Here is a 26,959-nt window from a genome sequence, read left to right on the forward strand (position 1 = left end):
TCAAGCAAACGGTCGAAAGCGCGAAACGGATAGCTAGATGAGGAGCGACTTACACGCCCTCGCTATAAGGTTCCTGCCGGCCGTTGGCCTGCTGCCAGCGCTACTAGCTGGTCCGCAGTGTAAGGTATAGTAAACACCTGCGGGTCGGTATGAAACGCCTGAAACAGGGCGAAGATGTAGCGCATGCGTTCCTTAATGCGCGCCCAGTCTTTGGCAGCGGTGTGAGCTACCGACGAACCTCCCGCCTGCGCGGTGCCACTTCCCAGGCGCAACAGGGCTAAGGCCGCCTGAACAGACGGGTCGCTGTCCGCCTCTAGGGGCTGGATGGGTGCCGGTACGTCGTGCGCCACCGCCAAGCGATGGGTCCCGATATCGAATTGAAGTAAGCGGCCCGTCACGCACCGACGGATAATGAGGGGCATAGCGCCCTGAATATAAGGCTCCAGCCGCACATGCTCGTGCCACACGGCAAAGCAGTTGCCTAGATAAGTAGCCCGCTGTTTTTGTCCAATATTGCTCGCGTGATAAGCAATATAGTACTGCGAAAATGCTTGCCGTAAGAGTTCCTGGTTCTGTTCGCCCACCGGTCCTGGGTGCAACTCATGCAAAAATAAGGCAATGTCCGCTGGTTGCATGGCAGCCGCTTTGGGGAGCCACTCTAAGAACCGGACTGTTTGCAGGCCAATGTCTTCGAGGACTGTGCGGTTGCCGGCCAGCACCAAGCTAGCGGACCGGCGCCGGCTACGACGGATAATCAAATGTCCGGCCGTCAGCCCACAGCCTGCACCCAACAGGGCAGCCAGAGGCAGCCACCCGGCTGCCCACCCCAGGAGCCTGCCGCACCCGATGCCCACCAGGCCGCCTACAAGGCTGCCTGCAATAGACCCATCGCGGCGGGCATCATCCAGGTCTTCCTGCCGAATCGTGACCCCGGCTTTGCGCGAGCCCCACACTGCCCAGCTGTGGAAATTGGCTCCGGCTCCTTCTCCCAAGGCCGCTTGCAGGGCCTGCGAGAGTAAGTAGTGACACCGGGTAATGAGCAGGTTAGCCAGCACTGGGTCAGGCTGACGTAGGGCGGCTTGAATCTGCTGGTGCAAAAACGCAGGTTGAGAAACGGGGGCTAAAGCAGACATAGGCTAGTACCAGCGCAAATGAGCAGGGAAGGTAACGCAAAGTCTGTACGCAGCAACTGCCGAGTAATGCCCTACATTCCGCAGTCGGAGTCGGAGTCGGTCAGCAAAGATGTCCAGCAGAACGGTGGCAAGCTAAACGGGCTCCGTTTGATGACTGGAGGGTTGCAAACGGTCATCTGTAAAACGCTATAAGAACTACCCAGCCTACTCAAATCACCGTTCCCAACCTATTCGCCTCTCATCACTCGGCCTGCAGGCTCAGCACGGGGTTGCGGCGGGCGGCCCGCCAGGCCTGCACGCTTACGGTGAGCCAGGCAATGAGCAAGGCCCCCATCCCGGCCGCCGCGAAGTACCACCACTGCCACGCCACGCGGTAGGCAAAACCCTCCAGCCAGCGCTGCATCAGCAGGTAGCTCAGGGGCAGCGCCAGCACGATGGCCACGACGACCAGTTGGGTCAGGCTGCTGGTCAACAGCCAGACGATGCTCAGCTCGCTTGCGCCCAAGGCCTTACGGATGCCGATTTCCTTGCGCCGTCGCTCGGCGGTGAAGGCCGCCAGCCCCAGCAGGCCCAGGGCGGAAATGAGGATGGCCAGCCCGGCGAAGTAGCGGGCGAGCACCGCCACCCGCCGCTCGGCCGCATACTGGGCCTGGTAGTCAGTATCCAGAAACGTGTAGTCGAGCGCAAAGCCGGGGTTGTAGGCGGCGTATAGCTGCTGCAGCCGCGCAATGGTGGCCTGCTCCGCGTTGGGCTGGAGCTTCACGAGCACCGTGTTCACCTGGGGGTCAAGTTGGAGAACAAGGGGTTTGATTTTCTCGTGCAGCGACTCGTAGTGAAAGTCGCCGACCACGCCCACGATGCGGGCGCCGTCGAGTTGTTGGCCCACGGGGTCGGTCATCCCCAGGCCGGTTACCAGGGCCTGGTTGACGAGGATGGCGGCGCTGTCGGCGCGGTACTGCGGCGCAAAGCTGTGGCCGGCGACCAGGTGCAGGCCCATCGTTTCCACCAGGTCATAATTGACCAGCATCGTCGCTACGGGTAGGCGCTTCCCCCGCCAGCTCCTCTCCGCCACGTAGCGCCCGCCCAGGAAGCCGCCCAAAACGCTGGACGCCTGCACGACACCGGGCAGTTTCTTCACCTCGGCCAGAAACGCCGCCTGCTCACGTGCCGCCTTGCCGCCCGTATCGAAGCGCAGCACGTGGGCCTTATCGTAGCCCAGCGGCTGGCGCTGCACAAACGCCAGCTGCGCGTTAACGACCACCACGGCCACGATGAACAGCACCGAGAGCGTGAACTGCAGCACGACCAGGCCCTGCCGCGTCCACACGTCGCCGGCCCGGGTCGGCAGCTTGCCTTTGAGCACGGCCGCCGGCTGGAACCCCGACAGGTAGAAGGCGGGGTAGCTGCCCGCCAGCAGCCCCGTGCCCAGCGCCAGGGCCAAGCCGACCCCCACCAGCGGCCACTCCCAGTGCAAGGCTAGCGGCTTACCCGTCAGCGCGCTGAACTGCGGCAGCACGAGCTGTACCAGCCCCACGGCCACGATCAGGGCCAGCAGGGCCATCACCACGGACTCGGTCAGGTACTGGCCCACCAGCGCGGCGCGGCTCGCCCCCAGGGCCTTGCGAATGCCCACTTCCTTGACCCGCCGCGAGGCCTTGGCGGTGAACAGGTTCATGAAGTTGATGCTGGCAATCACCAGAATGAGCCCGGCAATCAGGGCCAGCAGCCGCACGTAGGCAATGCGCCCGCCGGTGGCGACGCCGTTTTCGTAGGTGCTGTGCAGGTACCCCGCCGCGAACGGTCGCACAAACAGCGTGCGCCCCTGGGCCTGCGCGCTTTTGGTTTTTAGCAACCCCGCCAGCTTGGCCTGAAACTGCGCGGGGTCGGCCCCCTGCTTCAAGGCCAGGTAAGTGTTGAAGGGGCCGTCGTCGTCCCATTTGATGGTCTCGCTCATCTGCATCCGGTCTTTGAACGAGGCAAAAGGCAGCACGAAGTCAAACTGCTCGGACGAGTTGCGGGGCACCCCGGCAAACACCCCAGCCACCAGGCTGGTCTGCGTGCTATCGGCGGCCAGTTGCCATTGCACGGCTTTGCCCAGGCTGTTCTGCGGCGACCCAAAGAGCTTCGTAGCCAGGGCTTCGGAGAGCACAATCGCGTGTTTATCCCGCAGCACCGTGGCGGGGGTGCCCACCAGCAGGGGGTAGGAAAACAGCTGGAAGAAATCCGGGTCCGCATATTTGGGGACGGCAGTCAGGTGCTGCCCGCCCGCCGTAAGCGTGAAGGCGGGGAAGAACGGAACCGGCGTGGTGGTGGCCACAAACTCAATCTCCGGCATTTCCCGCCGCAGGGCCTCGGCCAGCAGCGGCACGGTGCCGGTTTGGGTCTCGATGCCGGCGGCCGTGCGGCGGTTTTCCAGCACCTGGTAGAGCCGGCCGTCCAGGGCGTGGTAGCGGTCGAAGCTGCGCTCGTCGCTTATCCACAGGTAGATGAGCAGCGCGCCGGCCAGGCCGGTGGAGAGGCCAATCAGGTTGAGAAAGAACGTGCCTTTGAACCGCTTGAAGTTGCGGTAAATAAGCAGCAAGGGGTAGGGAAGCATGGCCGCAGGAAGAGGAATCGGTTAGAACTGGGGGCGGCTGTTTTCCAGCACCACCTGCCCGTCGAGCAGGCGGATGACGCGCCGGGCGTAGCGGGCATCGTGCTCGGAGTGCGTGACCATGAGCACAGTGGTGCCCGCCTCGTTCAATTCAGTCAGCAGCCCCAGCACGTCGTGGCCGCTGGCCGAGTCGAGGTTGCCGGTGGGCTCGTCGCAGAGCAGCAGCGGCGGGGCGTTGACCACGGCGCGGGCCACGGCCACGCGCTGCTGCTGGCCGCCCGAGAGTTGCAGCGGAAAGTGGTTGCGCCGGTGCAGCAGCTGCATTTTCTCCAGTACCTGTTCCACCCGCTGCCGCCGCTCGGCTGCCCCCACGCCGAGGTAGCGCAGGGGCAACTCCACGTTCTCAAACACCGTCAGCTCGTCAATCAGGTTGAAGCTCTGAAACACGAAGCCCAGGCTGCGCTTGCGCAGCTCGGCCCGCTGCCGCTCCGAGTAGCGGCTGGTCTCGGTGCCCAGCAATTGCAAGCTGCCGCCATCGGGCTCATCGAGCAAACCTAGCAGGTTGAGCAGCGTTGATTTGCCGCAGCCCGAGGGGCCCATGATGGCCACAAACTCCCCCTGTTCCACCGTCAGCGAGACGTGGTTGAGCGCCTTGGTTTGCACCTCCTCGGTGCGGTAGAACTTTTCCAGATTTTCGGTCTTAATCATGGAGTTTGGGCGGTTAATTGTTTACTGATTGATTATGGTTGGTGCCATCCAGAACCAACTCCTGGTGGTCAGCGTAGCCTTCGTAACTGGACGTTACGACCCGGTCACCAGGACGCAGGCCTGCCAGCACCTCGTAGTAGTCGGGGTTCTGCCGGCCCAGCCGGATGGCCACCCGCTGGGCCCGGGTGCCGTCGGCCCCCAGCTTGAACGCCCAGTTGCCCACGGTTTGCTGATAAAAGCCGCCTTTGGGCAGCAGCACCGCCGGGGCCTTCGCACTCAGCGCCAGCCGGATGGGCAGGGTCTGGCCCCGCCGCAGGCTCGGTGGGGGCGCGCCGGTGAAGGCCAGGTCAATTTGCAGGCCTTTGGCCACCTGGGCGAAGACTTTGGTCACCCGCAAGGCATACGCCTGGCCCTCAATTATCACTTCGCCCACCTGACCGGTTTCGATGCGGGCAATGTAAAACTCGTCCACCGTGGCGTGTAATTTCACGCCTACCAATGCGTCAATCTGGCCCAGGCGCTGGCCCCGGGTTTTGGCCTCGCCCACTTCCGCGGCCAGCGAGCTGAGCCGGCCGCCGACCGGGGCCCGCAGCAGCAAATCGTCCAGTTTGCGCCGCATCAGGGCCAGGTTGCTGCTCATGCGCCGCACCGATTCCTGCATCGTGCCCAGCTGCTGCAGCATGGCTACCGAATCCTGGCGCAGGGTCTGCTGCGTGAGCTGCCGCCGGCGCCGCTGGTAGTGGTAGGCGTTCTGGCTTTGCAGGTAGTCCTGCCGCGCAATCACCTGCTGGTCGTAGAGCTGTTGGTTGGAGTCGAACACCCGCCGGGCCTCGGCCAGTTGGAAGTCGATTTCGGCCAGCTGATTCTGGCGCAGGATGCGGTTTTGCAGCAGTTGGTTGCGGGTATTGCGCAGGTTGTTCATCAACTCGTACACGGCCGTTTCGCGGTTCACCATTTCCAGCTGCAGGTCGGGGTTGGCCAGCTGGAGTAGGGGCTGGCCCGCCGTCAGGGTCGCGCCTTCTTCCACCAGTACCTGCTGCACGGTGCCGGCCTCCGCCGCGTCCAGGTACACGGTGCGCAGCGGCTGAACGACCCCATCAATGGCCGTGAATTCCTGAAAGTTGCCCCGGATTACGGGGCTGATAGTTAGCCGGCTGGCTGCGACGTGCAGCCGCTGGCCCGGCCGGGGCCAGTAGATACCGGCCGCGCCCGTGGCCGCCAGCACCAGGATTCCCACCCACCACCAGCGGGCAACAAACCACCATTTCTTCTTCGGTATCAGGACATCCATTCAGTTCGGCGCAGCAAGTAGCAGCAAGTAGCTATTGTCCCAAGGTGCCAAGAACGGTGCCTTACGCGAAAGCAACTGTGAATCAAGCGCATGAGCCGATAACCCACCAGCCCACTGTTGCCAAACGTCCGGTTTCGATACAGTTGACCGTTCGGTTCCGATACATTCTGAATGAGCCGCTGGGCGGAGCACGGCCTGGCAGATTGAAAACCAGTATTTTCCAGGGCCTGCACGGTTTATGTGGCCGGCATTGGCACAGACGCCTGCCATCCCCGACTTTTACGTTTTACCAAGCCCCTTTTCATGAATCTGAAGCACGCCTGCATTCTGGTGGTAGACGACGAGCCCGATGTGCTGTTTGCCCTCAAGCTGCTGCTCAAAACGGAGGTGCGGGAAGTGGTGACGGAGAAAAATCCGGAACGGCTGCTCTCCCTGCTTGGCCAGCAGCCCTTCGACGCCGTGCTACTCGACATGAACTACCGCAGCGGCCAGGCGACCGGCAACGAGGGCTTCTACTGGCTGGGCCGTATCCGGGAGCACGCCCCTGCCACGGCCGTTATCCTACTAACGGCCTACGGCGACGTGCGCACGGCGGTGCGCGCCCTCAAGGCCGGGGCCACCGACTTTCTGCTCAAGCCCTGGCACAACGACCAGCTGCTGCAAACGCTGGCCGCCGCCCTCCAACCTAAACCCGGCAGCAAAAGCAGTCCCAAAAAACCAGCCGATTCGGCCACTGATACCGTGCTGCTGGGCGAGTCAGTCGCCATGCAGGAAGTGCGCGCCATCATTGAAAAGGTTGCCCCGACCGAAGCCAACGTGCTGCTTCTCGGTGAGAACGGCACCGGCAAGGAGTTGGTCGCCAAAGCCCTGCACGAGCAGTCGCGGCGCGCTGCCCGGCCCTTCGTGGCCGCCGACGTGGCCGCGCTCAGCGAGGGGTTGTTTGAAAGCGAGTTGTTCGGGCACCTCAAGGGCGCGTTTACGGATGCCCAGGCCAGCCGCGTGGGCCGGTTTGAGGCGGCCACCGGGGGCACGTTGTTTCTGGATGAGATTGGTAACATTGGCCTGCCCCAGCAAGCCAAGCTGCTCACGGCCCTGCAAAACCGCCAGGTGGTGCCGGTGGGGAGCAACGCGCCCATACCGGTGAACATTCGCCTGTTGTCGGCCACCAACGCCCCGTTGCACGCGCTGGTCGCCCGCGGGGCCTTTCGCCAGGATTTGATGTACCGCCTCAACACGGTTGAAATTACGCTGCCGCCCCTGCGCGAGCGGGCCGACGACGTACAGCTATTGGCTCAACACTTTGCGCAGGTCTACGCGGTCCGCAACCGGCAACCCGTGCCGGAATTCAGTGCCGCCGCCCTGCGCAAGCTCCAGGAGCACCCCTGGCCCGGCAACGTGCGGGAACTGCAACACGCCGTGGAGCGGGCCGTTATTCTGGCGACCGGACCCGTGCTGCTTCCGGCTGATTTCTCGTTTCGGAGTCCCGAATCGGCTGCTTCCGCGCCGGTTACGGCCATGGCGGAGCAGCCGCTGCCGTTGCTGGAAGTAGAAAAAAACGCCATTCAACAGGCCATTGCGCGCCATCAGGGCAACCTCACCAAAGCGGCCAAGGAGCTGGGTCTCACCCGCACCGCCCTCTACCGCCGGCTCGACAAGCATGCTATTTAACCGCCTGGACGTGCGCCTGCTGGGGCGGTTGCTACTGCTGGTGGCCGCGCTGGCTGGGGGCGGCTACGCCATGCTGCACCATGGCTACGGGTTAGCCTTGGGGGCCTTGGTGCTGCTGCTAATCCTGGTGCTGGACCTGACCCGCTACCTGACACGCGGCCAGCAGGCCTTGGCCGATTTCACCCTGGCTCTGCAATACCGCGATTTTACGCGGCAGTACCCGGCGCAGTCCGGCCCGACGTCTCTACGGCCCCTGCACGAAGCCTTCAACCAAGTCAACGCCACGTTTCGGGAGTTGCGGGCCGAGCAGGAAGGGCAGTTTCAGTACCTGCAAACCATCCTGGCCCTGCTTGATACCGGCATCGTGTCCTACGACGCGGCGGGCACCGTGGGCTGGGTGAACGAAGCATTTAAGCAGACGCTGCACCTGCCTTACCTGAAAAACATCCAGGCGCTGCAATCCCGGCAGCCCGTGTTGTACGAGGCCATCTGCCGAGCGGTGCCCGGCCAGCCCGTAGTAGTCAAGCTGACGGTAGGCCCGCAAGCGGTGCAGCTGCTCGTGTCCGCCACCCGGTTTACGCTCCGGGGCGAAGCGTTTACCCTCCTGGCCTTCAAGAACGTGAGCCAAGCCTTGGCAGATACCGAAACGGCTGCCTGGCAGCAATTGCTCCGGGTCATGACGCACGAAATCATGAACTCCGTCGCCCCCATTGCTTCGCTGGCTGATTCGTTGGGCCGCCACGTGCGGGTAGCCCAGCAGGAAGATTCGGCCGCCGAGTTGCTCGATGATGTAGGCACGGGCATTCGCATCATCCAGCAGCGCAGCGAAGGGCTGCTGCGCTTCGCCCAGGTGTACCGCGACTTTAGCTCCCTGGCCTCGCCGCAGCGCACCACCCTTTACGTGCAGGAATTGCTGCAGGCCACCCGGCAACTCCTGGCGGAGCAGCTGGCGGCGCAAGGCATCGAACTCACCCTTAGCGTCCGACCCGCGCACCTCACCCTGCACGCCGACGGCCACCTGCTGGAGCAAGTGCTCATCAATCTGGTCCTCAATGCGGCGCAGGCAGTTGCGCAAACGCCCAATCCCCGCATCAGCCTGCGGGCCTGGTGCGCTGAACAGCAGCGGGTGGTTGTGGAGGTAAAAGACAACGGAACCGGTATTCCCGCCGACGTGCTGGAGAGCATCTTCGTTCCTTTTTTCACTACCCGTCCCAACGGCTCCGGGATTGGGCTAAGCCTGGCTAAGCAAATCATGCAATTGCACCAGGGCAGCATTCAGGTCCATTCCGTAGAGGGGGCGGGCAGCGCGTTTCAGCTGTGGTTTCCCTCGTCAATTCCCCTTTAGGGGATGTCCGGGAAGCTAGATTACGTTAAGCAACCCTTTTAAGACAGGCTACTTAGATGACCCAGCTTCCAAACGAAGAACCAACAGACGCAGGCCTGATGCAATCCAAGCCGCCAACGGAGAAGGAGTGGCAGGAAATTTCACATTTCATTGCCCAGAGCAAGCAACGAAGTGCGGGCCCGCGCAATGGATTGCCGCTATCCCCCAAGCGGCAACAATCCCGAGAAGAAGAACCGTAGCCTCGCCGAAATCCGCCGGCTACTCAATTCCTGCATACCCCCAGCGCTGAATCGGCTCATGAGCACGAGCCGAGCAGCTATCCGTCGGGCAGGCGGGCCTTCACCCGCCCGCTTCGGATGCGCGCCACTACGCTTTCAACCGATTAGTCATACTCGGCTTCTGAGGCGAATATCGGGTGCTGAAAAGGGGGAGATGAACCAGCCGGCGAACCTGCGTCAGGCGCCTGTTTCCTTTCTATACGAACGGCCCGAAGACGCTTTTTGGTTGACTTTGTCATGGCGTGAGCTGCCCAAGGCGCGATGGTTCAGAAGCGGGTGATGTAAACAATCAACCTTATAAAGAACCCCCGGCTGGTGGAACAACCGGGGGGCCTGAAGTGGGTGCTGATACACCCGGACTTCTACTCACTGAAACGGGAGGATCCAAAGTTAACCCGCATTTTTAGATTCGGTTAGCGATTACCGGGTGTTGTTAAACAGCTAGGGAAAACCTCCGAGTCCGTGGTCAACTGGGTGGGATGTTCGTGATAAGGTGCAAACGCGGCGCAAAGCCATCGAAAAACCGATAGCCTTACATACTCCTTCATTCAATCGGAAGAAGCTAGTGAAAACGAACGTTTACACCATCACTCACGCGGTTATATCGACTTTTATTTAATCTACAGCGCTTTGTATTTGTAAAGTAGGCGGCTGCGCTCCTAGCTCGGAGGTTTTCCCCTAGTTGTTTAACAACACCTTACATGGACGACCAAGACCTGCGCAAGCGCGTCGACGACCAACTGAACAAGCTCGAAAGTACTCACCAGTTCGCTCGCGCCGTGTTCTATGGGCAAAACGGGCAATTTCGCTACGCCGGCAAGCAAGAACAACAGGTCGCCGATGCTTACAGACGGCTCGTGCAAAACGTGCTTGTGTGTTAGAACTGCTTGTACCTGAACCGGCAGTTGTTCCAGGCCCCGCCTGCCGAGCGGCAGGCCCTGGCCGATGCCATCGCCCGCATGTAACTGGACCGCTGGTACACCGTCCCTACTACCCTCGTCAAGCACCAGTGTGTCAGCGCTAGCTCCCCCGTTTCATTGGACGGCTATGAGGTATAGCCAGCAGTCGCTCATGGAGGGTGCACGTTCGGACGCACATCCAAAAATTCAGTGATGCCCATCCCGAGCGACCGGTGCGGTTACGAGCGGTTCAGGGAAGTCGGCGGAGCAAAGTGGAGCAATTCCGGCAGGGAAATCTCCAGGCCTTCTGCCAGGCAGGTTAATACGTCCAGAGTGGGCGACGTCTGAGCCGTTTCGATGCGGTAAACCGTTTTCTTGGTGATGTCGGCAACGTCCGCAAGCGCCTGCTGGCTCCAGCCACGGCGCTCGCGTAAATGCCGCAAATGAAGCCCAAAAGCTTGCCCACTGGCTGGTTTTTTCACACCTGCAAGCTCCGGTGAAACCCGATATCAGATGTGGACATATAAGTCCACATTATCGAAGAAGCTTCGTATGTTTGCGCCGTGCCCATTCGCTACCATAGCCCCTTAGAGAGAAGAAACAATACGTTCCCAACCGCAGCGCAAATCAGCGTCAGCAGGCAACGTATTTCGGACCTTGCAACCCGACCTGTGGGTAACGCTGGACACCATCTCCCTCGACGCGCACCACCTGGACGCCCTGCCGGCCGTCATCGATGCCCGAGCGGGATACGGACCGCGCAAGCTCTATTATATCCGGCAGCCGATGAACTGCCCGGGCGAGATCCTGCGCGCCCTAGGCCAACTCGAAGCCAACCCGCGGGCTGGCGGCCCGGCGGTCTTCCAACTGGTCACAGGGATGGTTCGGCGCCACGACGAGGCCGAAGAGTTCTACTGGGCCAAGGTCCCGGACCCGCGCGAGGCAGATGGCGCAGACCCGGATCAAGCCCGCCCCGCCCTCCTTGCGCGGGTAGAAGCGCTGGGCCGCGCACGCGGCGGGCCGGACGCCACCTAGAACCCCGCGTGGTCAACCAGCCAGACCCTTCCCTCCTATCCTCACGCCCTTTTTCTTTCGAGAAGCCTTCCGCCTTTCTAGCGATGAGCAACAAGGTGGCCCTAGGGGTCTTACCGGGCCACGGAACCGGGCCCGCATCCTGGACCGAGAGCCAGCCTGCGTCGCCGCCCCCGGGCGGTTGCCAGCGCTTGGCGAGGTCCACGACGAGCCGACTGATGACCGCTCCCCCGGCGGCCGCCGAGCCCAGTAAACCAATTTTCCCTCGCCTAGTCTTTCCTCGCCCATGCGACTCTCTTCGCGCCGTCTCCTTACCCCTTTCGCGCTCCTGTTTCTCGCCAATGGATGGCTCCTTCCCGGTTGCTCGTCGCCGGACCCGACCATTTCACTAGCTGACGATACCGCGGAAACCTTCTCTCCCCTACCTTCCCGGTTTCCGTTTGGCGTCCTAGTGGATTGTCATAACGGCTTACCGGGCCATTCTTTCGGAGAGCCGCTGGATTCCTTCCCCAAGATGCGCCCAATTCCGCCGACGCCGGGCAATTTGACAAAAGGCTACGTGTTGGCGGGACCCACCCGCTGGTACGGTCAGCATCGAGCGCAGATACGTGGTCTTCACTGTTACTTTCTGGACAGCCAATTCTACCGCTTCCGGACCGTCGCCGACGGGGCCGTGCTGCGGCCCGAGTCTATCGAGCTGTTCGGCCCCGGTCAGGCGCAGGGCCCGCACCGGCTTGTCTGGGAGGGGTACCGGGCTCGGGCCGTGTACGTCGAAACCCCCACGCCCGGTGGCTTCGAAGGCCAACTGGATGTGGTGAGTAAGTTCCTGGAAGATACCCTGGCAGCCAGGCAACAAGCGCGACTCCAAGCCAAAAACACCCGGTAGAGTGCTGGCAAACACCGTTCATTCCCCTCCTGTGCCCTCCTTACTTCACTACATTCTTATGCAATCCACCAATCTGACCCTGGCATGCCCCGAAAGTCGTACCATCCCTTACCGCTGGGCCACGCCCGGCCAACACGCGCAGGCCGTGCTCTGGGTCGCCGAGCAGCTCCACGACCACTTCCCCACCTTGCCCGTGGCAGCATTTGCGCAGGCCTTCCACGCGTTTGAGCCCGATTTGTGGGAAGACGGCAATGGTCTATGGCTCGACTACGCGGACCTGGTCCGGCTGACCCAGCGAGTGGCCCGCTCACCGCTGGTGCCGGATCTAGCCCCACCCATCTACTGCGCTGATGCGTACTATCTGGCCGACGTATTAGACTACTATCACCGGGCGGCCACTGACTTACTCGCTGAACTGAAAGATGGTGCCCAAATTCCAAACCGGCGGCTCGTGTCGTTAATCGAAAGGCTGGCGATTGGCAATAGCGTCGTGGAGCGTGTACTGCGGGAAACCAAATCCAAAGCGGTGGCCCATGACGCGCTTGAGGTCGAGCCGCCCAGCCAGTTGTGATTCAACCAACCACGCCCAGCTACCACGCTTAGGGGACTGGTCCGATCAACGGCGCAAATACTGACCGTAAACCAGACTAATAGGAACACAGCGCCCCCAGGCCCGGCCACCCCGACAGCTGCCCTTTAACGTTTGGCGACGGATGATCGCTCCACGCGAACGGATGCGCGATCGTCGAAGTACGTCAACCGATGGGATACCTCTCCAACTCCGGCCCACCAGTCGCTCACTATCCCTTTTTTAAAGCCGGAAGACTGGATCCATTCCTTCTACCACTCCATTTCTCGCTCCGGCACCGTAACCCTTTCCTGCTCTTTTTCTGCGTCGCTGCGCACGTCCTGCGTCCGGCCTTCGACGGCCAGGGCCTTGCCCAGCTTGTTGACCGAGCGCTGCAATGCCGCAATGCCGGGCAACTCGGCCGGCTCCTGCTGGCGCTTGGGCAGGCGGGTGGCAAACTCCGTGTTTGGCTCCCGGTTGCGGTCGATGCGGAGCTGCGGTTCGCGGGTTACCCGCCCGGTTGTGAGGTAGGCATACGGGTCGGGCGTGTCCTTCCCCTTCTCGGCGTTGCGCTCGATTTGCCCCAGCGTGGCATAGAATACATTGTCGTACTTGCGCTCCTTGGCAATGTCTTTCACCCGGGCTGGGTCGAGCTGCTCGTGGGCCATGAGCTTGGAGTTTACCCGCGCCACCTGCCCGTCGAGCCGTGCATCCTTGGCGGCTATCTGCTCCGGGGTCAGTGGCTTTTTCTCTTTCCGGTTGGCCGCCGCCTTGCTCGTTATTTCCTCCACTTTCTCCGCTACCAGCTGCCGGCGCGTCGGCTCCTTGGCCGCAATACCCAGCGGCACCACCCGCCCAAACTGCACCTGCATCTGGGTGACGGCCTCGGCCTGGAACTGCACCCGGTTGAAACGGTCAGCCCTGCCCAGCGGGTTGAGCGTAATTTTCTGGTCGGCGTCGCGGGCCGATACCATGATGTGAACGTGGGTTTGCAGCCCGTCCTTTTTCTCGCCCTGCACCCCTTCGTCAGTGCCTCGGTTTTTCCGTTCCTGGTGGATGGTGGCTGCCCACACCAGGTTGGCTTCGCCCAACTCCCGCCCGTTTTTGAGCTGGAAGTTTTTGGCATAAAGGTCCATCACGTTCCGGGTGTATTCCTCCAGCGCCTGGGGGTTGTTGCCAATCAGCAGCAGCTCGTCGGAACTCGGACTCAGCACGAGCGAGTGGAACTTGGGGTCGTCTTTTCCCAGCCCTTTCACGTTGCCGTCGAGCATGGCTACCACCTCGGCGGCCGTCTTTGCCTCGGTGCCGGGGGCCCCAAAGAAGGTGGCTTCGCCGCCGGCCTCCTTGGCTTCCTTCACCAAATAGTTGGCGCACCGCTGGGAGCTGCCGGCGTTGTTATACACTTTTTGCCCGTTGGTTTTGGGGTTGATTACCTTGGCATACATCGGCAGGTGGGAGAAGAAAGCGGAAGAAAAAAGCGCGGTTGCACCCCCGGTTGTAAGGCCAAAAAGTTGCTGTTGCCTCCCGGGTTGTAGCGCCGGTTGCAGCGGCAAAACGGGCGGGGCGCTCCGGCCGGCTGGGAGCGCGGGCCGCTGCAACCGGACGCTGGGCCGCTGGGATGAGCCGCCCTACTGGGGGGGGACAGCTGCATCCGGCGTTGCCGCCGCTGGGGTTGCCGGCGCTTTGGGCGGCAGCACCGGCACCTGGGGTTTGGCCGCCAGACTTGGCGCGGGCACGTTGTTGGTTTTGATGAACTCGCGCATCTGCACTACTACCTGCTGGTCGCGGTCGTCATTCAATCCCTTGTTGACCCCCGCCCATTCCGTCTGCTCTTTGTTCTGCACCCGAAGGTTGGTTCGTTCCACGAGCACGCGGGCGATGTAGGTTTCAATATTACTCTTGACCAGCATTTCTACCATCGGGGCGAGGTAGTTGGTTTCGACAGAAACCTGGTGGCGGAGAATGTCGCTTTCAATCTGCTCCAGGTAATTGAGCGTCCCGCCCTGCTGCTGCTGCAAGAACCCGTAGAGCGACTTCTCCCAGTTGCGCAGTATCGAAATCAGCCGGTTGCCAATGTCCACGTTCTGCACCCGAATCGAGCGCGCCTCCTGCGCCACCGTCTTGGTGACGTGGGCAAAACTCTGCGCCGCCGCCTTGGTCGGGTCGAGCCTATTCTCAGCAAAATAGGCAATCGCCGCGCTGGCGTATTTGGTTTTGCTCAGCTTGAGCTTCTTCGCGTGAGCCGTGAATAGTAAGTCCACTTCCGGTACCAAGTGAACCGTGGGGCCCATTTGTTCGGCCGTCTTTTTACCGGGGGGCCGGCCTCTTTTCTTTGGGGTTGGTTCCATGAGCTGATTCGTATTTATTAATTATTATTACCTGGTTTTGCTTCAGATAATCAAAGAGTTAGATTAAAAATGACCACTTCCTTCGTAACTTACATAAACAGCTACGTTTTAAAAGGGGCTTAAAACATTTTAATTACCTGCTTTTAATCCTGACTATCAATGCGGTAGCATTTATTTTACCAAGGCAAACTATGTTTGTCCCTGATTATCAGCGCGGTAGCGATGATTTCAGGTCCTCCTCTCGCTAACTAATGACTATGGCTCTGTTTAGAAACCCTATGTCGTCCCCAATCTACACTACGCCGGCTCTACTTCCTATTCCATTCGCTTACACTGCCGACTATGGCTCTGAGCTACTCATTGGCCTCACTACGCTTCTCCGGTAGCTCTAACCATTACTGGCTACTTCCAATCACTGGCCTTCTCCCAGGCGTCAATTTTCTGCTACTCTGGCGAACCTATCGCTCCCGGACTACTCGCCCCCATCTAATCGTGCTGCATCCTCTCACGCATCAATAACCCAACCTGGCCCAAACCAAGTCAACCCTTTTTTTGCGCCCCTCCGCCCCCGCCCCTTTTCAAAGTTCTTTCGATTTACTGGTAACTATAAAAACCCGACCCGCCTTAGGAGCTACTGAATCTATGAGCATCAGTCTGCTGCTCCCTGGCCGGCTTCGATTCCCAGGAATTATCAAAAGCACTCATCTTAGCCAGTAGCTACTAAGTAAAAAAACACATCAGGCCAGCTCCCAAAAGTTTGGGTAAAGCTGGCCTATCGAATTTCACCGCTTCATTTCTAGTATTACTGAGCCCCGCCCCTAGCCTGCCCCTGCCTGTCAAAGCTGCCCGGCTCCTCCCATCCCTGCTTATCCAAGGACTCTTTCACCCCGCCTCCTTACAGCAGCAACCCAAAGCTCGCCTTTATCACTTGGCTTGAAAATTCATCTATCCCCAAAAGCTATAAACCAATTCCTCACTGGTACCTGAAAACCCCTGGCCTCTCGATGTTAAAAATAAGGCAGTGGGGAAAAGATAAGTACACAAGCCGGGCCTTCTTTCTCAGTACCTCAAGCCGGCACCATATCAACTGGATTAGCCCCGGCCACCATCGCCAAATTCTCAACTCACTGAAACAGCTCTCCGCCGCAAAACCGCATCACCACCCAAACCACAATTTACCCCAAGAGCCAACTACTGCGCTTAACCATTTTCTTCCTTATCAGCTCCACTCAGCATCTGCTCGCCCCTACCCATGACTGCATCCAGGCCCGCCAAGAATTATAAGAATCCTGTGCAATTCCGTGCGGTTCGATTCGTAAGTTTTATGTTAGAGGACACAAAGCACGAAATCAGCACCACCGACTTTATCAAAGATGCTGTCGCCCGTCACCTGGCATTTTACCAGACCAAGCGCGGCATAGAATTTCCTAACAAGATGCTGGCCGAGCTTTCCGAACTGGACCTGATACCGAGCACCTCCCGAACCGAAGAATAGCGCATTTCCAGCAATAGAGAAATCGCTAATCACTCCCAAAAGAAAAAGGCCAGTCATCATTGACTAGCCTTTTTTTGTGTGCTACGGTTTTGGGTTTTATCAGGCCTCATTGGTTTTTGCCTTTCCAGTTTTGGTTGGTTTTATCGTTACGGCTTTTTCTTCCGGTGTGCTTCTCGTGGCGGCCCTTGGTTTTCTTAGCACGGGTTCAAGGCCAGCGAGATTATCCGATTTGGGCTTGTTCTTCGCTCCCACTGGCCGTCTAATTTTTGTTGTTGGGTTTTCCGGTCGTGCTTTTTGCTCAGCGTAGAAATGCTCCAACCCCTTCGGCCCCCATCCTGCCTCCTCCTCGCTCATACCCGGCGTCCTATCCCCTCCCGTATCAAATTTTATTTTTCTTTTGGGTTCCCGGTTTACCCAATTGGCGTGTTCCACTAAATTTTTACAGTCGCTGATAGCTGGTTCCTCAGCCAACCACTTTTGGTACTCGTCGTCTTTTTTATCAACGGCTGGATTTTGGGGCTGGATTAAAAGTTTGATCCAAGAGTCGCATTTAGAGTGATAGTTTCTCAGCCTTCAGAGGCTTCCCATTCGACGGTGAGCAACGCACCCAAGTCGAAGCGTAGCGCATCGCTCAGCGCCTCGTCGGAGAAATCGAACTCCCTTTGCAGGTCAGGGCTTACGCATCAAAATTAGCTGAGTGCCTTTGCTGCCTCTGGAACCGTTTTACAACCAGTTGTAGCCGTCAGATTTTCGGATCCAATGTGCCCTTACGGGATAGAAGAGAAGGCTAAAATGTTTGATGCGTAAGCCCTGTATCTTTACAGGACCCCATCGATACCCCCTTGCCTGGCGACCAGCTCGTGTTCCAGATTTTCTGCGCCCTGGCGCTGCACGAGCACGCTGCGCTCGTGCACGCCAGCGCCGGGCCGGGTCCCACGCTACCAGAAGATAGTACCCGCAGTCAAGGAACTTTACGAAGCGGGCCAGCAGTCCACGCGCCAGCTCATGGCCTACCTTCAGATCGACTCTTACCACACACTCTACAAAATCCTGCGATCCGCCGGCTGCCAGATTAGCGAAAAGTCCCCCTCCCCTTAAAGTCAAGTAGTATGGGTCTCCCTTCCCAGCCCGATCTGCCCGCGGCGCTGCACCGCTACAACGAGACGCCGCAGCCGGACTTATGCGCCTTGAGCCCGAGGCAGATGCACGCGCTGCTCTACCAGCCGCTGGGACCAGCCAGCGTGGTACAATTGCACGCCGATTTGCCAAACGATGTGCTAGACCAGATCCCGTTTCTGCGGCTGACAGAAGCCTTCTTGCGCCTGCTGCAGCGGGAAACACCCCTGCGCCTGACGCCCTTGGGGGCCCTGCCGCGCAAGTATCTTCGTGAACTCTACGCTTCCGGCTTCATCTTAGAAGAAGGGCTGGAAACGGGGCTGTTTACGCTGAGCCGGGAAATCGATTCGCTGGCCATCACCACCTTGCACCAGACCACCCGGCTGGCGGGGCTGGCCCGCCTGGTACGGGGCGAGTTGCTGCTGACCAAAAAAGGCGCCCAACTACTCGACCCTGCTCATCGCCCGGCCCTGTGGGCGCTCGTGTTGGACACCTTCACCAACCGTTTTCTCTGGGCCTCGCACGACGGCTACCCCTCGCAGACGGTGGGGCAAACCGGCTGGGCGTATTCGGTGTACTTACTCGCCCGCTTCGGAGAGCAGCCGCACCCCGTCTCCTTTTACGCCGCGCACTACCAGCGGGCGTTTCCGTTTGTGCTGGCCGAGTTCACCGACCCGGCCTATCGGACGCCGTTGGAACAGCTTACCTACTGCTACGGGGTGCGCACGTTTGAGCGGGGACTCAACTGGTTTGGCCTGCTCGGCTCTGAATCCCAGGTGCCGGTACTTCACCAGCCCGACCAGTCGCTGACTGCTTCCCCGCTACTTGCCCAACTCTTTGCTGTACAGCAAGGGCCTGCATAGCCCTTGCGCGCCAAATGCGACTTTTAGACTAAACTTTTAATCCAGGCCCAAGGCGCGGAATCATGTATGTACATGATTCCGCGCCTTGGCGTCAACTAAATAAGAAGGCCTACTACCCCCGCCGCATTTTTAGCTAGGCCTAGTTTTGAGCTACACCGCATTTCTGACGCTGGCCCATTTCTTCCCTGACCCAGATTTCTGCCAGATGCTGTTTTTCCGCCGCCGATAATTTCCTCTGCTTCCCCTTCGCCGGTTCTATCCAAAACTACGCTACCCTGGCCTGTCTTCTTCCACCGGGCACGCCACTGTTCTACCTTTCTATTCTTTCCAGATTTATTAGACCCCCTCACTCAAGCCTGCTTTATGATCCAATCCTCCCCTCCTCGCTGCTCTAGTGTAAACCCGTCCTGTAGGTAGACTTGCTGAAGGTGTTGCTCGAAGCTATCAGCGCGTTTCTGGCGCTGGGCATAAGGTCCTGGGTTGTCATATATCTCCCGCACCTCTCGCAGTCGGTAAGCAACTTCGTTGGTCTTAATGGCTAATTCGGTCACCTGCTTCTTTTTCGTGCCACTAGCCTTTTTGGCCTGTTGATAATCAGCGAACAGGTATTTCTCAATCAGTGCTTTATAGATGGCACCAGCAGGTTTTTTAATCTTGCCTTTGCGAAACTGACCTTCTACAATTCTCACTACATAGGCGATATAGTCTACCTCGTACTCGCCGGCTTCCAACTGTTGGCTTACTAGCGCTAGGCTCTGCTTACCTACCCCTATTTGTGCCAGCGTTTGTTCCCACACAGGTGTTTCGCTCGATGGCGATTTTGCAGGTATGAGTTCCGAATCATTGGGATCAGTCAATAGGAACTTTACCTCCGATACGACCTTGCCTTGCTTCTGCAGTTCATAGGTAAAGGGCATATCGGTTAGCTGCATTTCACTCTGAGCTTTGTCCAGAATGCGGGTGCGCAGGTTATTGAAGCGTGGGTACTGTCCGTCCTGCAGATCCAGAAGGAAACGCAGTTGAGCGATAGTGATCGTACGCTTTTTAAACGTAGCATATTCCTTCAGCAGCCAGTAGATGCGATAGGAGTAAAAGCTCTTGAGCTTATTCAGCTGCTCCAACTGCGCTAGAGTGAAATTACCGCTTTCCCGCAGCTGCAGTAGGTAGGGCATAATCAATGGATTAAAGGATGCTACTACCCCTCCCCGATCGCTCTCGTAAGCAGCCTTTGCCATGAGTGGGATGAACTCAAAGTCTGGCTTTTTACTGCGCTTACGAGTACCCTGCTGCGTGTCGACCAGCTTCTCAATGTAAAGGCGGCGGGAGGTGATGTTATCACACATTTGCTTTACCTCTTCGTAGGCTGAGCCCCCAGTACGCTCATGGATAATCTCGGCCATTGGCACGAAATGTTCGCAGAAATGCTCATCCGTTAGCTCAATGCGAGTCAGCAAAGAGATGAATAATCGCATCTCCAGAGGCACAAAACTGAACCGCGCATTAATCAGCGCATTGTGTTGCGCTACCGTTTTATCAACAGTCGGAACTAAGGGCGATTTTGTAGGCATATGAACCAGGAAAGGGCGATTTTGTAGGCATCAAACGTCGATTTTGTAGGCATCAAACGTCGATTTTGTAGGTATGAAAGGGCGATTTTGTAGGCATATGTATTCGCATCTTACAAAAAATCAGATAGTTATGGCCTCTATAATAACTAATATAGTATAAGTAAATAGCTAGCTTGTTTAGGGCGATTTTGTAGGCATTAATAAATACCTTCTTGTACAAGTATAAATTAGTAAAAAACTGGAGATTTTTCGCCGCAATTTTTTTACTAATTTATACTTTAACTATTTGAGCTTCTTTCCATTAAGACGGTATTGCTCGCCCTCTGGCAGAGATCGGTCTGATCCCTCCATTGTATCTAAGAACGCACAAAGTGCTGAATCGACAGCCTTTTTCAATACAAGCCGATCCCAGTACTCGCTCTGCTTTAACCGCACGTAGGTGCTACGCCGCAAAAAGGTGCTGAACTTAAGCCACTCTTCCTCAGAGATTAAAGAAGAAGCAGCTACTGGGGGGGCAGCAGGCTCTTCTGATGCCCCCCCAGTAGCTGCAGTTGATGGTGCCGGAGTAATGTCACGCCTCACTCCGTACAGACGGGCATCGTTATTTAACGATAGTGCTGGCGCATCGAGGTCGTCTCCGAAGTTTGGCTTCTTGGTTTGCTTACTCATACTCGGGTAATGATTTCTTGGGTGAGCGATTCATAATCTGTGGCGCCATTACTCTCTGGCGCCCACCGGTAGATACTTTGCTTCTTGATCTGGGCTTCTGCCAGTGAGACGTTTTCGCGGATGGTTGTTTCCATCATCAGCTGCGCTTCGGAATACTTGGAACCAATCAAGGCCACCACGTCGTGATGGAGCTTCTTGCGGTAACGGCTGCTGTACTTGGTGAAGAAGATGCCGCCGATAGTCAAGTTGGGATTATACAGTTCCTTTACCCGCTCACAGGCCTGAATGAGCTTGTTCAACCCCTCGTAAGCAAAATACTCTGGCTGACAAGGAATGAAGACCGCGTTACATGCCACTAGGGCCATGTAAGTGAGGGCGGATAAGGAAGGTGGTGTATCAATTACACAATAGTCGTAGTGGTCCTGTAAGGGGGCTAAGCCCTTGCGTAGAATGCTCTCGTAACCGAGTTGTTGCCCAACCATCTTCTCTAAATAGTCTAGGTCCGGGGTAGCTGCGACTAAGTGAAGGTTTTCCTCTACTACCAGTATGATATCGGCTAATTGCGCCTTCTTCTCCAGTACCAGCCCTAAGTCTGGATGGCCAGCCGGCAAGCGGAAAGCCAGTGAGAGATTACGCTGGGCATCGCAGTCGATAAGCAATACGCGATGGCCGTCACGTGCTAGTGTCTGTGCTACACTCAGAGTGGAGGTTGTCTTCCCCACTCCGCCTTTATGATTGGCGAATACAATAATCTTCATGGTACAGCTTTGGCTGATCTGAAAGCAGTGATAAAGTATTGAAACTTCTCATGCTTCTTTAATATGTTGAAGAAGTAATACTTCTTTAGATTCTTAAACATACCCAAGAAGTCGAGGAATACAAAATTCTTTAAGAATTACTTCTTCCTAAGATTCCTGAAGAAGTTAAGCTTCTTCAGGAAGTTTGACTTCTTCAGGAATCTTAAGTTTGTTTAACAGGGTATAATGGCATTCTTCTGACTCTCAATTTATTGAGTAAGAAGGTGTATTATGTAGGCTTCAGAGATAGTGGGCTCGTATGCCAATTGTTCTCAGTACATGGAAATCAGGTAGTTATGGCCTTTGTTGATGACACCTTAATCTAGAATAGCACCGGCAGCCGCATTCCAACTTCCGCTTGTACTAGAAAAATGTGCCCCTCTTCTGTCCGCCAATACTAGACCACCTCAGGGGTGGGGGTGATCCTAGCTCACCAATGCCATTAACAGCGCTCCGACGCAAGGCTAGTTCTTGTTCAATCTCTTTGGGGTTCTATTTGCCTCGCTGGCCGAGTTCGAACGTATGTTGATTCGGGAGCTGACTCACGCCGGCCTAGCCACCGCCCGAGCGGGGCAGGGTGGGTGGTCGCCCGAAGAGGTTATTGGAGCAGGCGTAGCACACGGCTATCGTAGCCGAGATACTCTACAAAGAGCAATAGTTAGGCGTCAACGAGATTGCTCAGCAGCTACGTATTTTAAAGTCACGCTCTACAAATACCTGCGCCATCTAGGTGTGGTCATCCATGCGTATCGGAAGGGGATAGTAGACAAGCCAACCGATTGACTGTCGGACTTACTGGCCGGTCAGATTCCTTAACGTGCTATTTATTCCGCTTTTTAATAGGCCCCCATCTAGGAACGCCTCGAACAGTTTGTAATGTTTTGCAGTAGAAAAACTTTACAGTATGACTATCTTTGCAGGAGGCAACCAATGAAAAAAACCGCCCAATCGACAACCGCCCGCCAGAAAATGCTCAACCGCTTGCAAAAGCTGGAGCCGGGCGCGCTCGTGCGCTATAGCGACTTTGCCAGCCTCGGCATCGCGCCGGGCACGGTGGCTGTGAACCTGAGCCGGCTGCGTCAGCAAGGTGTAGTGCAACAGGTGGCCAAGGGCACCTATCGCCTCCCTAAGCAAAGCCGATTCGGCCCGGTACCGGTTTCCGAGCAGCAGGTGCTGCAGATGCTCCTGCAGATGCCCAACAAGAAACTGCGAGGCTATCCCACTGGTGTAACAGCCTTTAATCGCCTGGGCCTGACAACGCAGGTAGCCCAGGAAATCCAAATTGCGACACCCCGGCCGGGACGCCCGAAGAAAGTCGGCAACGTGCGCGTGCGCTTCGTACGCAGCCGGGGCGATATGAAGCCGGAGCAGGTAAAGCTGCGCCAACTGCTGGATGCCCTGCGGCACATCAAACGCCTGCCCGATACCTCGCCGGCCGCGGCCCTGCCTCGCTTACGGGAGCAGGTGAAGCAACTGCCGCTGGCTGAAAAGACCACCTTAGCCCGCCTGGCGCAGGACTACAATCCGGCAACGCGCGCCCTACTGGGCGCGCTACTGGAAGGGCTAGGCGAAAACAAGTTGGCGGCCAAGCTTAAAGCCAGTTTAAATCCACTGACGACCTACAAGCTTGGCCTATCCGAGCAGGCACTATCGAACCGCGCGCAATGGAAAATCCGATGACCCTGCATGTGCACGAGCAGGACTTTCGCAACCTGATTACCATCACCGCCACGGCGCGGGGAATGCGACAAAGCTTTATCGAGAAAGACTATTGGGTGACCTGGGTGCTGCGCAACCTGGCCGATTCGGCTCTGGCGGAGCAGGTCGTGTTCAAAGGGGGCACATCGCTTTCCAAAGGTTACGGATTGATCGATCGGTTTTCGGAAGATGTGGACCTGGCTGTTATCCGATCAGCCCAGCAGAGCGACGGCGCGCTGAGAAAGCTCATCCGCGAAATCCATAAAACCGCCGCGGGCAACTTACCGGAAATAGCCGTGCCGGACTCCACGAGCAAGCGCGGCCACAACCGGCTGGTGTACCACCAGTACCCGCACCTGTTTACCGACCCGGTGCCGACTGCTACGGAACACATCTTGTTGGAGATAACGGCATTCGGGGAGCCGGAACCGCACAGCAAACGCCGCTTAATTTCCTATCTGGGGCAGTATCTGCTGGACCAGGGCCAGCCGGAAGCCGTGCGGGAGTATGGTTTGGACGCGTTTGATTTCAACGTGCTGAGCCTCGCGCGCACGTTTGCCGAAAAAATTATGGCCCTGGTGCGCGCTTCCTATGAAGAGGACCCGGTCGCGGAGGCCAGCCGTAAAGTCCGTCACCTCTACGACTTGCACCAGTTGGCTAGTCAACCTGAAATCATCGCACTGTTGACCGGGTCAAACCTAGCGCAACAACTGACCGCGGTACAGCGCGACGATGCGCGGGCGGGGGTAACCGGCCCGACCGGAGGATGGAAAACGAACCCATTATCGACCTGCTGGGCCTACGCCGAGGATGCGGCTAACCTCCAGCAACTCCAGCAGCCCTACGAGCAGGAGTTGCCAAGCCTGCTGCATAGCCCACTTCCCGCGTTTGACCAAGTACTACGCACCATGCAGCGAATCGCCCGACTGCTGCGCGACTACGATGCGTTCTAACGCGAGCACCTGGGTTTGGACAAGAATTTACTCAGAGATTGACTGCATGATAAACTGAAGCGCACCTCACCGCTTCAGCTTAGGCATCCAACGCTTACTGAGGAAGATTATCCGCCATTGATGCGCAGTCGTTTTTAACTTATGATAATGCTTACTTATCATAACTTATATTTACCCGTGAAAAGAGTGGCCGTTTGACCTAGTTCCGACACTTATATATAAGGTGTGCCCCAACGGACGGATTGAACTCCCAACTTCAGTAGTCTCCACGGACCCCGGCACACACACTCCATGCGCGAAGACCTTTCGATTGTTCCCGCGTCCACTGTTCCCCCCACGGTCAGCACCCAGCTGGCCCGGGCCTCGGCCAAAGTCGCCGGCTTCCTGGAAGTCGGCCTGCAGGGCGCGGCCAACACGGAGCGCGCCTATACCTCGGACCTGAAAAGCTACGTCACCTTCTGCGAGCGGCACGGGCTGCGGGCGCTGCCGGCCGACGTGGAAACGCTGACCGAGTATGTGGCGTACCTGGCGACGGAGAAGCCAGCTCCGGAACCCGGCGACGGGGGCCGTGGGGAAAACAAGAAGCGCAAAGGCCAGCAGCCCCTTACCCGGCCCCATTCGCTGGCCACCATCAAGCGGCACCTGGCCGCCATCCGCAAAGCCCACCAGCTCGCTGGCCACCGGCTACCGGCCACGCTCGATGCGCTCAACGTGGTCATGGAAGGCATTGCCCGGACCCTGGGCAAGCGCCAGGATCAAGCGCAGGCCTTTACTGTGGAGGAGCTAAAGCAAGCTATTCGCCGCATCGACCTGGAAACGTCAGCCGGCCTGCGCGACCGGGCGCTGTTGCTGCTCGGCTTCGCGGGAGCCTTCCGCCGCTCCGAGCTGGTAGAGCTCAACATCGAACAGCTGGAATTTACGGAGCGGGCCCTGCTGGTACACCTGGCCAAAAGCAAAACCAACCAGTACGGCGCGGTGGAGGATAAAGCCATTTTCTATGCGCCTACCATGGACTTCTGCCCCGTGCGCTGCCTGCGGGCTTGGCTCAATCTGCTGGGGCGCACTACGGGGCCGCTATTTGTCAAGATACCCCGGGCGGCTCCCGGACAGATGGCCATTCCCTCCGACAAGCGGCTTTCCGACATTTCCATCAACAAGCTGGTGCAAAAGCGCCTCGGGGCGGGCTACTCGGCTCACTCGTTACGCGTGTCTTTCGTAACTGTGGCCGTGCTCAACGGGCAATCCCACAAGGCCATTAAGAACCAGACCAAGCAGAAGACGGATGCCATGATTGAGCGCTACACTCAGCTTAACAACGTAGTATCTTACAATGCTGCTCAATCCTTGGGGCTATAGGTATTCTTCATTATTACTAAGCCTTAAGTCTACGGCATACTAAGTAGGCCAAGCAACTGCTATTTGCTGCGAACACTCCGACTGAGCTTTATCCCTCCTACTGCTCCTCGTCTACAACAACTGCCCTGTTCTTATTATACACGGTCAGGTAAGCAACTGGATAAGCATATTTTACCTTGTCGCACGTAGGACAATAATAGTCGGATTTTTGATAATTCTTTTTCATCGGAGTGAGGCACTTATGACAGTACGACTTAAAATGATCGGCATGGTATAACTTCAATTCTATCTGCCTAACCAGTGAGCTGTATTGTCTGTTGTGCTTTACTGCTGGACCATATATCTGCTTCAACTTGTCTATCTGCTGCTGAAGCTTATTTTTTGAGCAACAGCCTCCACAGTTATCACATATATACATACCGGACCAGTTGAGATGTCCCAGATCGTCGTAGTTGCACCGTGCCGATATCCGACTGTCTATAATAGAGCCGCAGTTGCCATTTAAGCAGCGGTTTAAGTAAATAACCCTCCCGCGCAACGAGCATTCGTTAACCGTGCAGTTGAATTTAGTGACACGATAAAAATTGAATTCAGAAGTTACGGATGGACGCAGCATCGTGCCACACTCTGTGCAGTACAGCTTGGTCAGTAACTCATTGATTCGGTTAATCAGCCCGATAACCCGGTAGTAAGGTTCCTCTTCAAATCGCAGCCCCGCAATCTGAATAAAATCCTTCAACACATAGTGTTGCCATTGTGCTGGTAAAGAATCCGTCTGATTGGCTCTATGGCATGGGCGGCCAAAACACCACCAGAAGGGATTTTCAGTAACCTTGTCCATCACCAACGCTTTCTTCCCTTCGCAGCAGGTGACGTTCCGGCTACCGTTGGAAGCTTCTTTGATATAGCTCCATGGCCAGATTGTCTCCTCTTTGATCTGCCATTTAATGGGGTAGCGCTTACCGTCAAAAATGATGGCATTCTGTACTACCGGGAACTGCTCCTCACCGGCTAGGATGTAAGACTTGTCAGAAGCCGCCGGATAAGTTTTAGAACCGATGATGGCAAACACGTGCTCTATGTCCTGGGGCCGGCCGTATTTGAAAGTAGTGCGCCCGGGGCAGTGCGCAAACAGGTGGCTGAATTGCAGTAGCTCTTTGGTTGAATTTCCTGCGTAGTCGATAAGGCAGTCTACAATATCGTTTTCGCCTGGATAAGCTGAGTTACGCTTTAGCTTGGTGAGCACGCGCAGAACCAAATCAATACTGTAGTCCAGCCGCCGATCCAACGGGTTGTCATCGTCCAGGGAATGGCGGGGTATCGAGTCCAAATCCTCAACGGTTAGTTGGACAGCCCCTGATGCCATCAGCCCGAATACTTTGCGCAGGAATAAAAACTGCTCTTCTCTTGCTAGAGTAGCAACTAACAGGTAGTAGCGAGCAAAATCAAAATATTCGCTGTGGCCACCTATCCATAATTCAAGTAACAGGTCATTTCGGCGACTTTGCACCAAATGCGGCTGTATGTCAAGGCGCGCCCCTTCTTCTAACAGTAAAAGCCACTGAATCAAAAAGGCGCTATCCAGTCCCAGTAGCCGAGCTGGATCTATGTCAACCACGTGGTGCAACATCTCTGCTTTTTCTGCTTGAGCAAGAAGCGCGATAAGGGGCATCATTTCGGCCGGTGCCTGTTCAC

General features: G+C 57.5%; 22 protein-coding genes. 11 read left to right on the forward strand and 11 right to left on the reverse strand.

Features of this window, described 5'->3' with window-relative positions:
• Positions 1-62: 62 nt before the first annotated feature.
• The 4 genes from D0N36_RS14075 to D0N36_RS14090 form a co-directional block, all read right to left on the reverse strand.
• Complete coding sequence (locus D0N36_RS14075; RefSeq protein ID WP_147320905.1) at positions 63-1,133, reverse strand: hypothetical protein; 1,071 nt, start codon at positions 1,131-1,133, stop codon at positions 63-65.
• 241 nt (positions 1,134-1,374) lie between these two features.
• Positions 1,375-3,729, reverse strand: coding sequence for an FtsX-like permease family protein (locus tag D0N36_RS14080; protein WP_116942435.1), 2,355 nt, complete (start codon positions 3,727-3,729; stop codon positions 1,375-1,377).
• 21 nt (positions 3,730-3,750) lie between these two features.
• The gene (locus tag D0N36_RS14085; protein WP_116942436.1) at positions 3,751-4,434 is read right to left on the reverse strand and encodes an ABC transporter ATP-binding protein; all 684 of its coding nucleotides are present in this window, start codon (positions 4,432-4,434) and stop codon (positions 3,751-3,753) included.
• Positions 4,435-4,447: 13 nt separating this feature from the next.
• Positions 4,448-5,725, reverse strand: coding sequence for an efflux RND transporter periplasmic adaptor subunit (locus D0N36_RS14090; protein WP_116942437.1), 1,278 nt, complete (start codon positions 5,723-5,725; stop codon positions 4,448-4,450).
• 303 nt (positions 5,726-6,028) lie between these two features.
• Here D0N36_RS14090 and D0N36_RS14095 point away from each other — a divergent pair, with 303 nt between their 5' ends.
• The 3 genes from D0N36_RS14095 (at position 6,029) to D0N36_RS14105 (ending at position 9,897) form a co-directional block, all read left to right on the forward strand.
• Complete coding sequence (locus tag D0N36_RS14095) at positions 6,029-7,393, forward strand: sigma-54-dependent transcriptional regulator (RefSeq protein WP_116942438.1); 1,365 nt, start codon at positions 6,029-6,031, stop codon at positions 7,391-7,393.
• Positions 7,383-8,738: a sensor histidine kinase gene (locus tag D0N36_RS14100; protein ID WP_116942439.1), complete on the forward strand. Its 1,356-nt coding sequence runs from the start codon at positions 7,383-7,385 to the stop codon at positions 8,736-8,738. The genes D0N36_RS14095 and D0N36_RS14100 overlap by 11 nt, the downstream gene beginning before the upstream one ends.
• A gap of 979 nt (positions 8,739-9,717) precedes the next feature.
• On the forward strand, positions 9,718-9,897 hold the full coding sequence (locus tag D0N36_RS14105; protein WP_116942440.1) for a Tn3 family transposase: 180 nt from the start codon (positions 9,718-9,720) through the stop codon (positions 9,895-9,897).
• Positions 9,898-10,154: 257 nt separating this feature from the next.
• Here the strand turns inward: D0N36_RS14105 and D0N36_RS14110 are convergent, their stop codons facing one another.
• Positions 10,155-10,397 (reverse strand): helix-turn-helix domain-containing protein, encoded by a 243-nt coding sequence (locus tag D0N36_RS14110; RefSeq protein ID WP_116942441.1) that lies wholly within the window; start codon positions 10,395-10,397, stop codon positions 10,155-10,157.
• Between the two features lie 175 nt (positions 10,398-10,572).
• Here D0N36_RS14110 and D0N36_RS14115 point away from each other — a divergent pair, with 175 nt between their 5' ends.
• The 3 genes from D0N36_RS14115 to D0N36_RS14125 all read left to right on the forward strand — a co-directional run bounded on the left by D0N36_RS14115 (position 10,573) and on the right by D0N36_RS14125 (position 12,404).
• A complete protein-coding gene (locus D0N36_RS14115; RefSeq protein ID WP_116942442.1) occupies positions 10,573-10,950 on the forward strand; it encodes a hypothetical protein in 378 nt (125 codons plus the stop codon).
• Positions 10,951-11,461: 511 nt separating this feature from the next.
• On the forward strand, positions 11,462-11,833 hold the full coding sequence (locus tag D0N36_RS14120) for a hypothetical protein (RefSeq protein ID WP_147320906.1): 372 nt from the start codon (positions 11,462-11,464) through the stop codon (positions 11,831-11,833).
• A gap of 58 nt (positions 11,834-11,891) precedes the next feature.
• Positions 11,892-12,404, forward strand: a complete 513-nt coding sequence (locus tag D0N36_RS14125) for a hypothetical protein (RefSeq protein WP_116942444.1) — start codon at positions 11,892-11,894, stop codon at positions 12,402-12,404.
• A gap of 269 nt (positions 12,405-12,673) precedes the next feature.
• Here the strand turns inward: D0N36_RS14125 and D0N36_RS19715 are convergent, their stop codons facing one another.
• Entirely contained in the window at positions 12,674-13,846 is a 1,173-nt protein-coding gene (locus D0N36_RS19715) for a DUF5712 family protein (RefSeq protein ID WP_242478925.1), read from the reverse strand.
• A 183-nt stretch (positions 13,847-14,029) separates the two neighbouring features.
• The gene (locus tag D0N36_RS14135) at positions 14,030-14,662 is read right to left on the reverse strand and encodes a hypothetical protein (RefSeq protein ID WP_147320907.1); all 633 of its coding nucleotides are present in this window, start codon (positions 14,660-14,662) and stop codon (positions 14,030-14,032) included.
• Positions 14,663-16,073: 1,411 nt separating this feature from the next.
• On the opposite strand from D0N36_RS14135, the gene D0N36_RS14140 reads away from it, so the two are divergent.
• Both D0N36_RS14140 and D0N36_RS14145 read left to right on the forward strand, forming a co-directional pair.
• Complete coding sequence (locus D0N36_RS14140; RefSeq protein ID WP_190242680.1) at positions 16,074-16,244, forward strand: hypothetical protein; 171 nt, start codon at positions 16,074-16,076, stop codon at positions 16,242-16,244.
• A gap of 1,109 nt (positions 16,245-17,353) precedes the next feature.
• Positions 17,354-18,223 (forward strand): hypothetical protein, encoded by an 870-nt coding sequence (locus D0N36_RS14145; RefSeq protein ID WP_147320909.1) that lies wholly within the window; start codon positions 17,354-17,356, stop codon positions 18,221-18,223.
• 350 nt (positions 18,224-18,573) lie between these two features.
• Here D0N36_RS14145 and D0N36_RS14150 read toward each other — a convergent pair whose 3' ends face one another.
• From D0N36_RS14150 to D0N36_RS14160, 3 genes are all read right to left on the reverse strand, one after another.
• Positions 18,574-19,791: a replication initiation protein gene (locus D0N36_RS14150; RefSeq protein WP_116942448.1), complete on the reverse strand. Its 1,218-nt coding sequence runs from the start codon at positions 19,789-19,791 to the stop codon at positions 18,574-18,576.
• 282 nt (positions 19,792-20,073) lie between these two features.
• Positions 20,074-20,460 carry a hypothetical protein gene (locus D0N36_RS14155; protein ID WP_147320910.1) on the reverse strand — a complete coding sequence of 129 codons (387 nt, stop codon included), beginning with the start codon at positions 20,458-20,460 and terminating at the stop codon, positions 20,074-20,076.
• Positions 20,457-21,218: a ParA family protein gene (locus tag D0N36_RS14160; protein WP_116942449.1), complete on the reverse strand. Its 762-nt coding sequence runs from the start codon at positions 21,216-21,218 to the stop codon at positions 20,457-20,459. The genes D0N36_RS14155 and D0N36_RS14160 overlap by 4 nt, the downstream gene beginning before the upstream one ends.
• A gap of 969 nt (positions 21,219-22,187) precedes the next feature.
• Between D0N36_RS14160 and D0N36_RS14165 the strand changes: the two genes are divergently transcribed.
• The 3 genes from D0N36_RS14165 (at position 22,188) to D0N36_RS14175 (ending at position 25,264) form a co-directional block, all read left to right on the forward strand.
• Positions 22,188-22,937 carry a type IV toxin-antitoxin system AbiEi family antitoxin domain-containing protein gene (locus D0N36_RS14165; RefSeq protein WP_176909912.1) on the forward strand — a complete coding sequence of 250 codons (750 nt, stop codon included), beginning with the start codon at positions 22,188-22,190 and terminating at the stop codon, positions 22,935-22,937.
• The gene (locus D0N36_RS14170) at positions 22,922-23,908 is read left to right on the forward strand and encodes a nucleotidyl transferase AbiEii/AbiGii toxin family protein (protein WP_116942451.1); all 987 of its coding nucleotides are present in this window, start codon (positions 22,922-22,924) and stop codon (positions 23,906-23,908) included. Before D0N36_RS14165 ends, D0N36_RS14170 begins: the two co-directional genes overlap by 16 nt.
• Before the next feature lie 291 nt (positions 23,909-24,199).
• Entirely contained in the window at positions 24,200-25,264 is a 1,065-nt protein-coding gene (locus D0N36_RS14175) for a tyrosine-type recombinase/integrase (RefSeq protein ID WP_116942452.1), read from the forward strand.
• Between the two features lie 97 nt (positions 25,265-25,361).
• On the opposite strand, the gene D0N36_RS14180 is transcribed toward D0N36_RS14175, so the two are convergent.
• On the reverse strand, positions 25,362-26,959 hold a 1,598-nt coding region (locus tag D0N36_RS14180), incomplete at its 5' end, for a hypothetical protein (RefSeq protein WP_190242681.1).

This window comes from Hymenobacter lapidiphilus, from assembly GCF_003417065.2.
Classification (GTDB): Bacteria; Bacteroidota; Bacteroidia; order Cytophagales; family Hymenobacteraceae; genus Hymenobacter.

Coding starts and splice junctions, on each gene's coding strand:
- D0N36_RS14160 (WP_116942449.1), bottom strand. CDS start 21,218: ATGAAGATTATTGTATTCGCCAATCATAAAGGCGGAGTGGGGAAGACA.
- D0N36_RS14095 (WP_116942438.1), top strand. CDS start 6,029: ATGAATCTGAAGCACGCCTGCATTCTGGTGGTAGACGACGAGCCCGAT.
- D0N36_RS14175 (WP_116942452.1), top strand. CDS start 24,200: ATGCGCGAAGACCTTTCGATTGTTCCCGCGTCCACTGTTCCCCCCACG.
- D0N36_RS14105 (WP_116942440.1), top strand. CDS start 9,718: ATGGACGACCAAGACCTGCGCAAGCGCGTCGACGACCAACTGAACAAG.
- D0N36_RS14150 (WP_116942448.1), bottom strand. CDS start 19,791: ATGCCTACAAAATCGCCCTTAGTTCCGACTGTTGATAAAACGGTAGCG.
- D0N36_RS14165 (WP_176909912.1), top strand. CDS start 22,188: ATGAAAAAAACCGCCCAATCGACAACCGCCCGCCAGAAAATGCTCAAC.
- D0N36_RS14120 (WP_147320906.1), top strand. CDS start 11,462: ATGCGCCCAATTCCGCCGACGCCGGGCAATTTGACAAAAGGCTACGTG.
- D0N36_RS14075 (WP_147320905.1), bottom strand. CDS start 1,133: ATGTCTGCTTTAGCCCCCGTTTCTCAACCTGCGTTTTTGCACCAGCAG.
- D0N36_RS14085 (WP_116942436.1), bottom strand. CDS start 4,434: ATGATTAAGACCGAAAATCTGGAAAAGTTCTACCGCACCGAGGAGGTG.
- D0N36_RS14125 (WP_116942444.1), top strand. CDS start 11,892: ATGCAATCCACCAATCTGACCCTGGCATGCCCCGAAAGTCGTACCATC.
- D0N36_RS14140 (WP_190242680.1), top strand. CDS start 16,074: ATGTTAGAGGACACAAAGCACGAAATCAGCACCACCGACTTTATCAAA.
- D0N36_RS14080 (WP_116942435.1), bottom strand. CDS start 3,729: ATGCTTCCCTACCCCTTGCTGCTTATTTACCGCAACTTCAAGCGGTTC.
- D0N36_RS14170 (WP_116942451.1), top strand. CDS start 22,922: ATGGAAAATCCGATGACCCTGCATGTGCACGAGCAGGACTTTCGCAAC.
- D0N36_RS14100 (WP_116942439.1), top strand. CDS start 7,383: ATGCTATTTAACCGCCTGGACGTGCGCCTGCTGGGGCGGTTGCTACTG.
- D0N36_RS14155 (WP_147320910.1), bottom strand. CDS start 20,460: ATGAGTAAGCAAACCAAGAAGCCAAACTTCGGAGACGACCTCGATGCG.
- D0N36_RS14145 (WP_147320909.1), top strand. CDS start 17,354: ATGGGTCTCCCTTCCCAGCCCGATCTGCCCGCGGCGCTGCACCGCTAC.
- D0N36_RS14090 (WP_116942437.1), bottom strand. CDS start 5,725: ATGGATGTCCTGATACCGAAGAAGAAATGGTGGTTTGTTGCCCGCTGG.
- D0N36_RS19715 (WP_242478925.1), bottom strand. CDS start 13,846: ATGTATGCCAAGGTAATCAACCCCAAAACCAACGGGCAAAAAGTGTAT.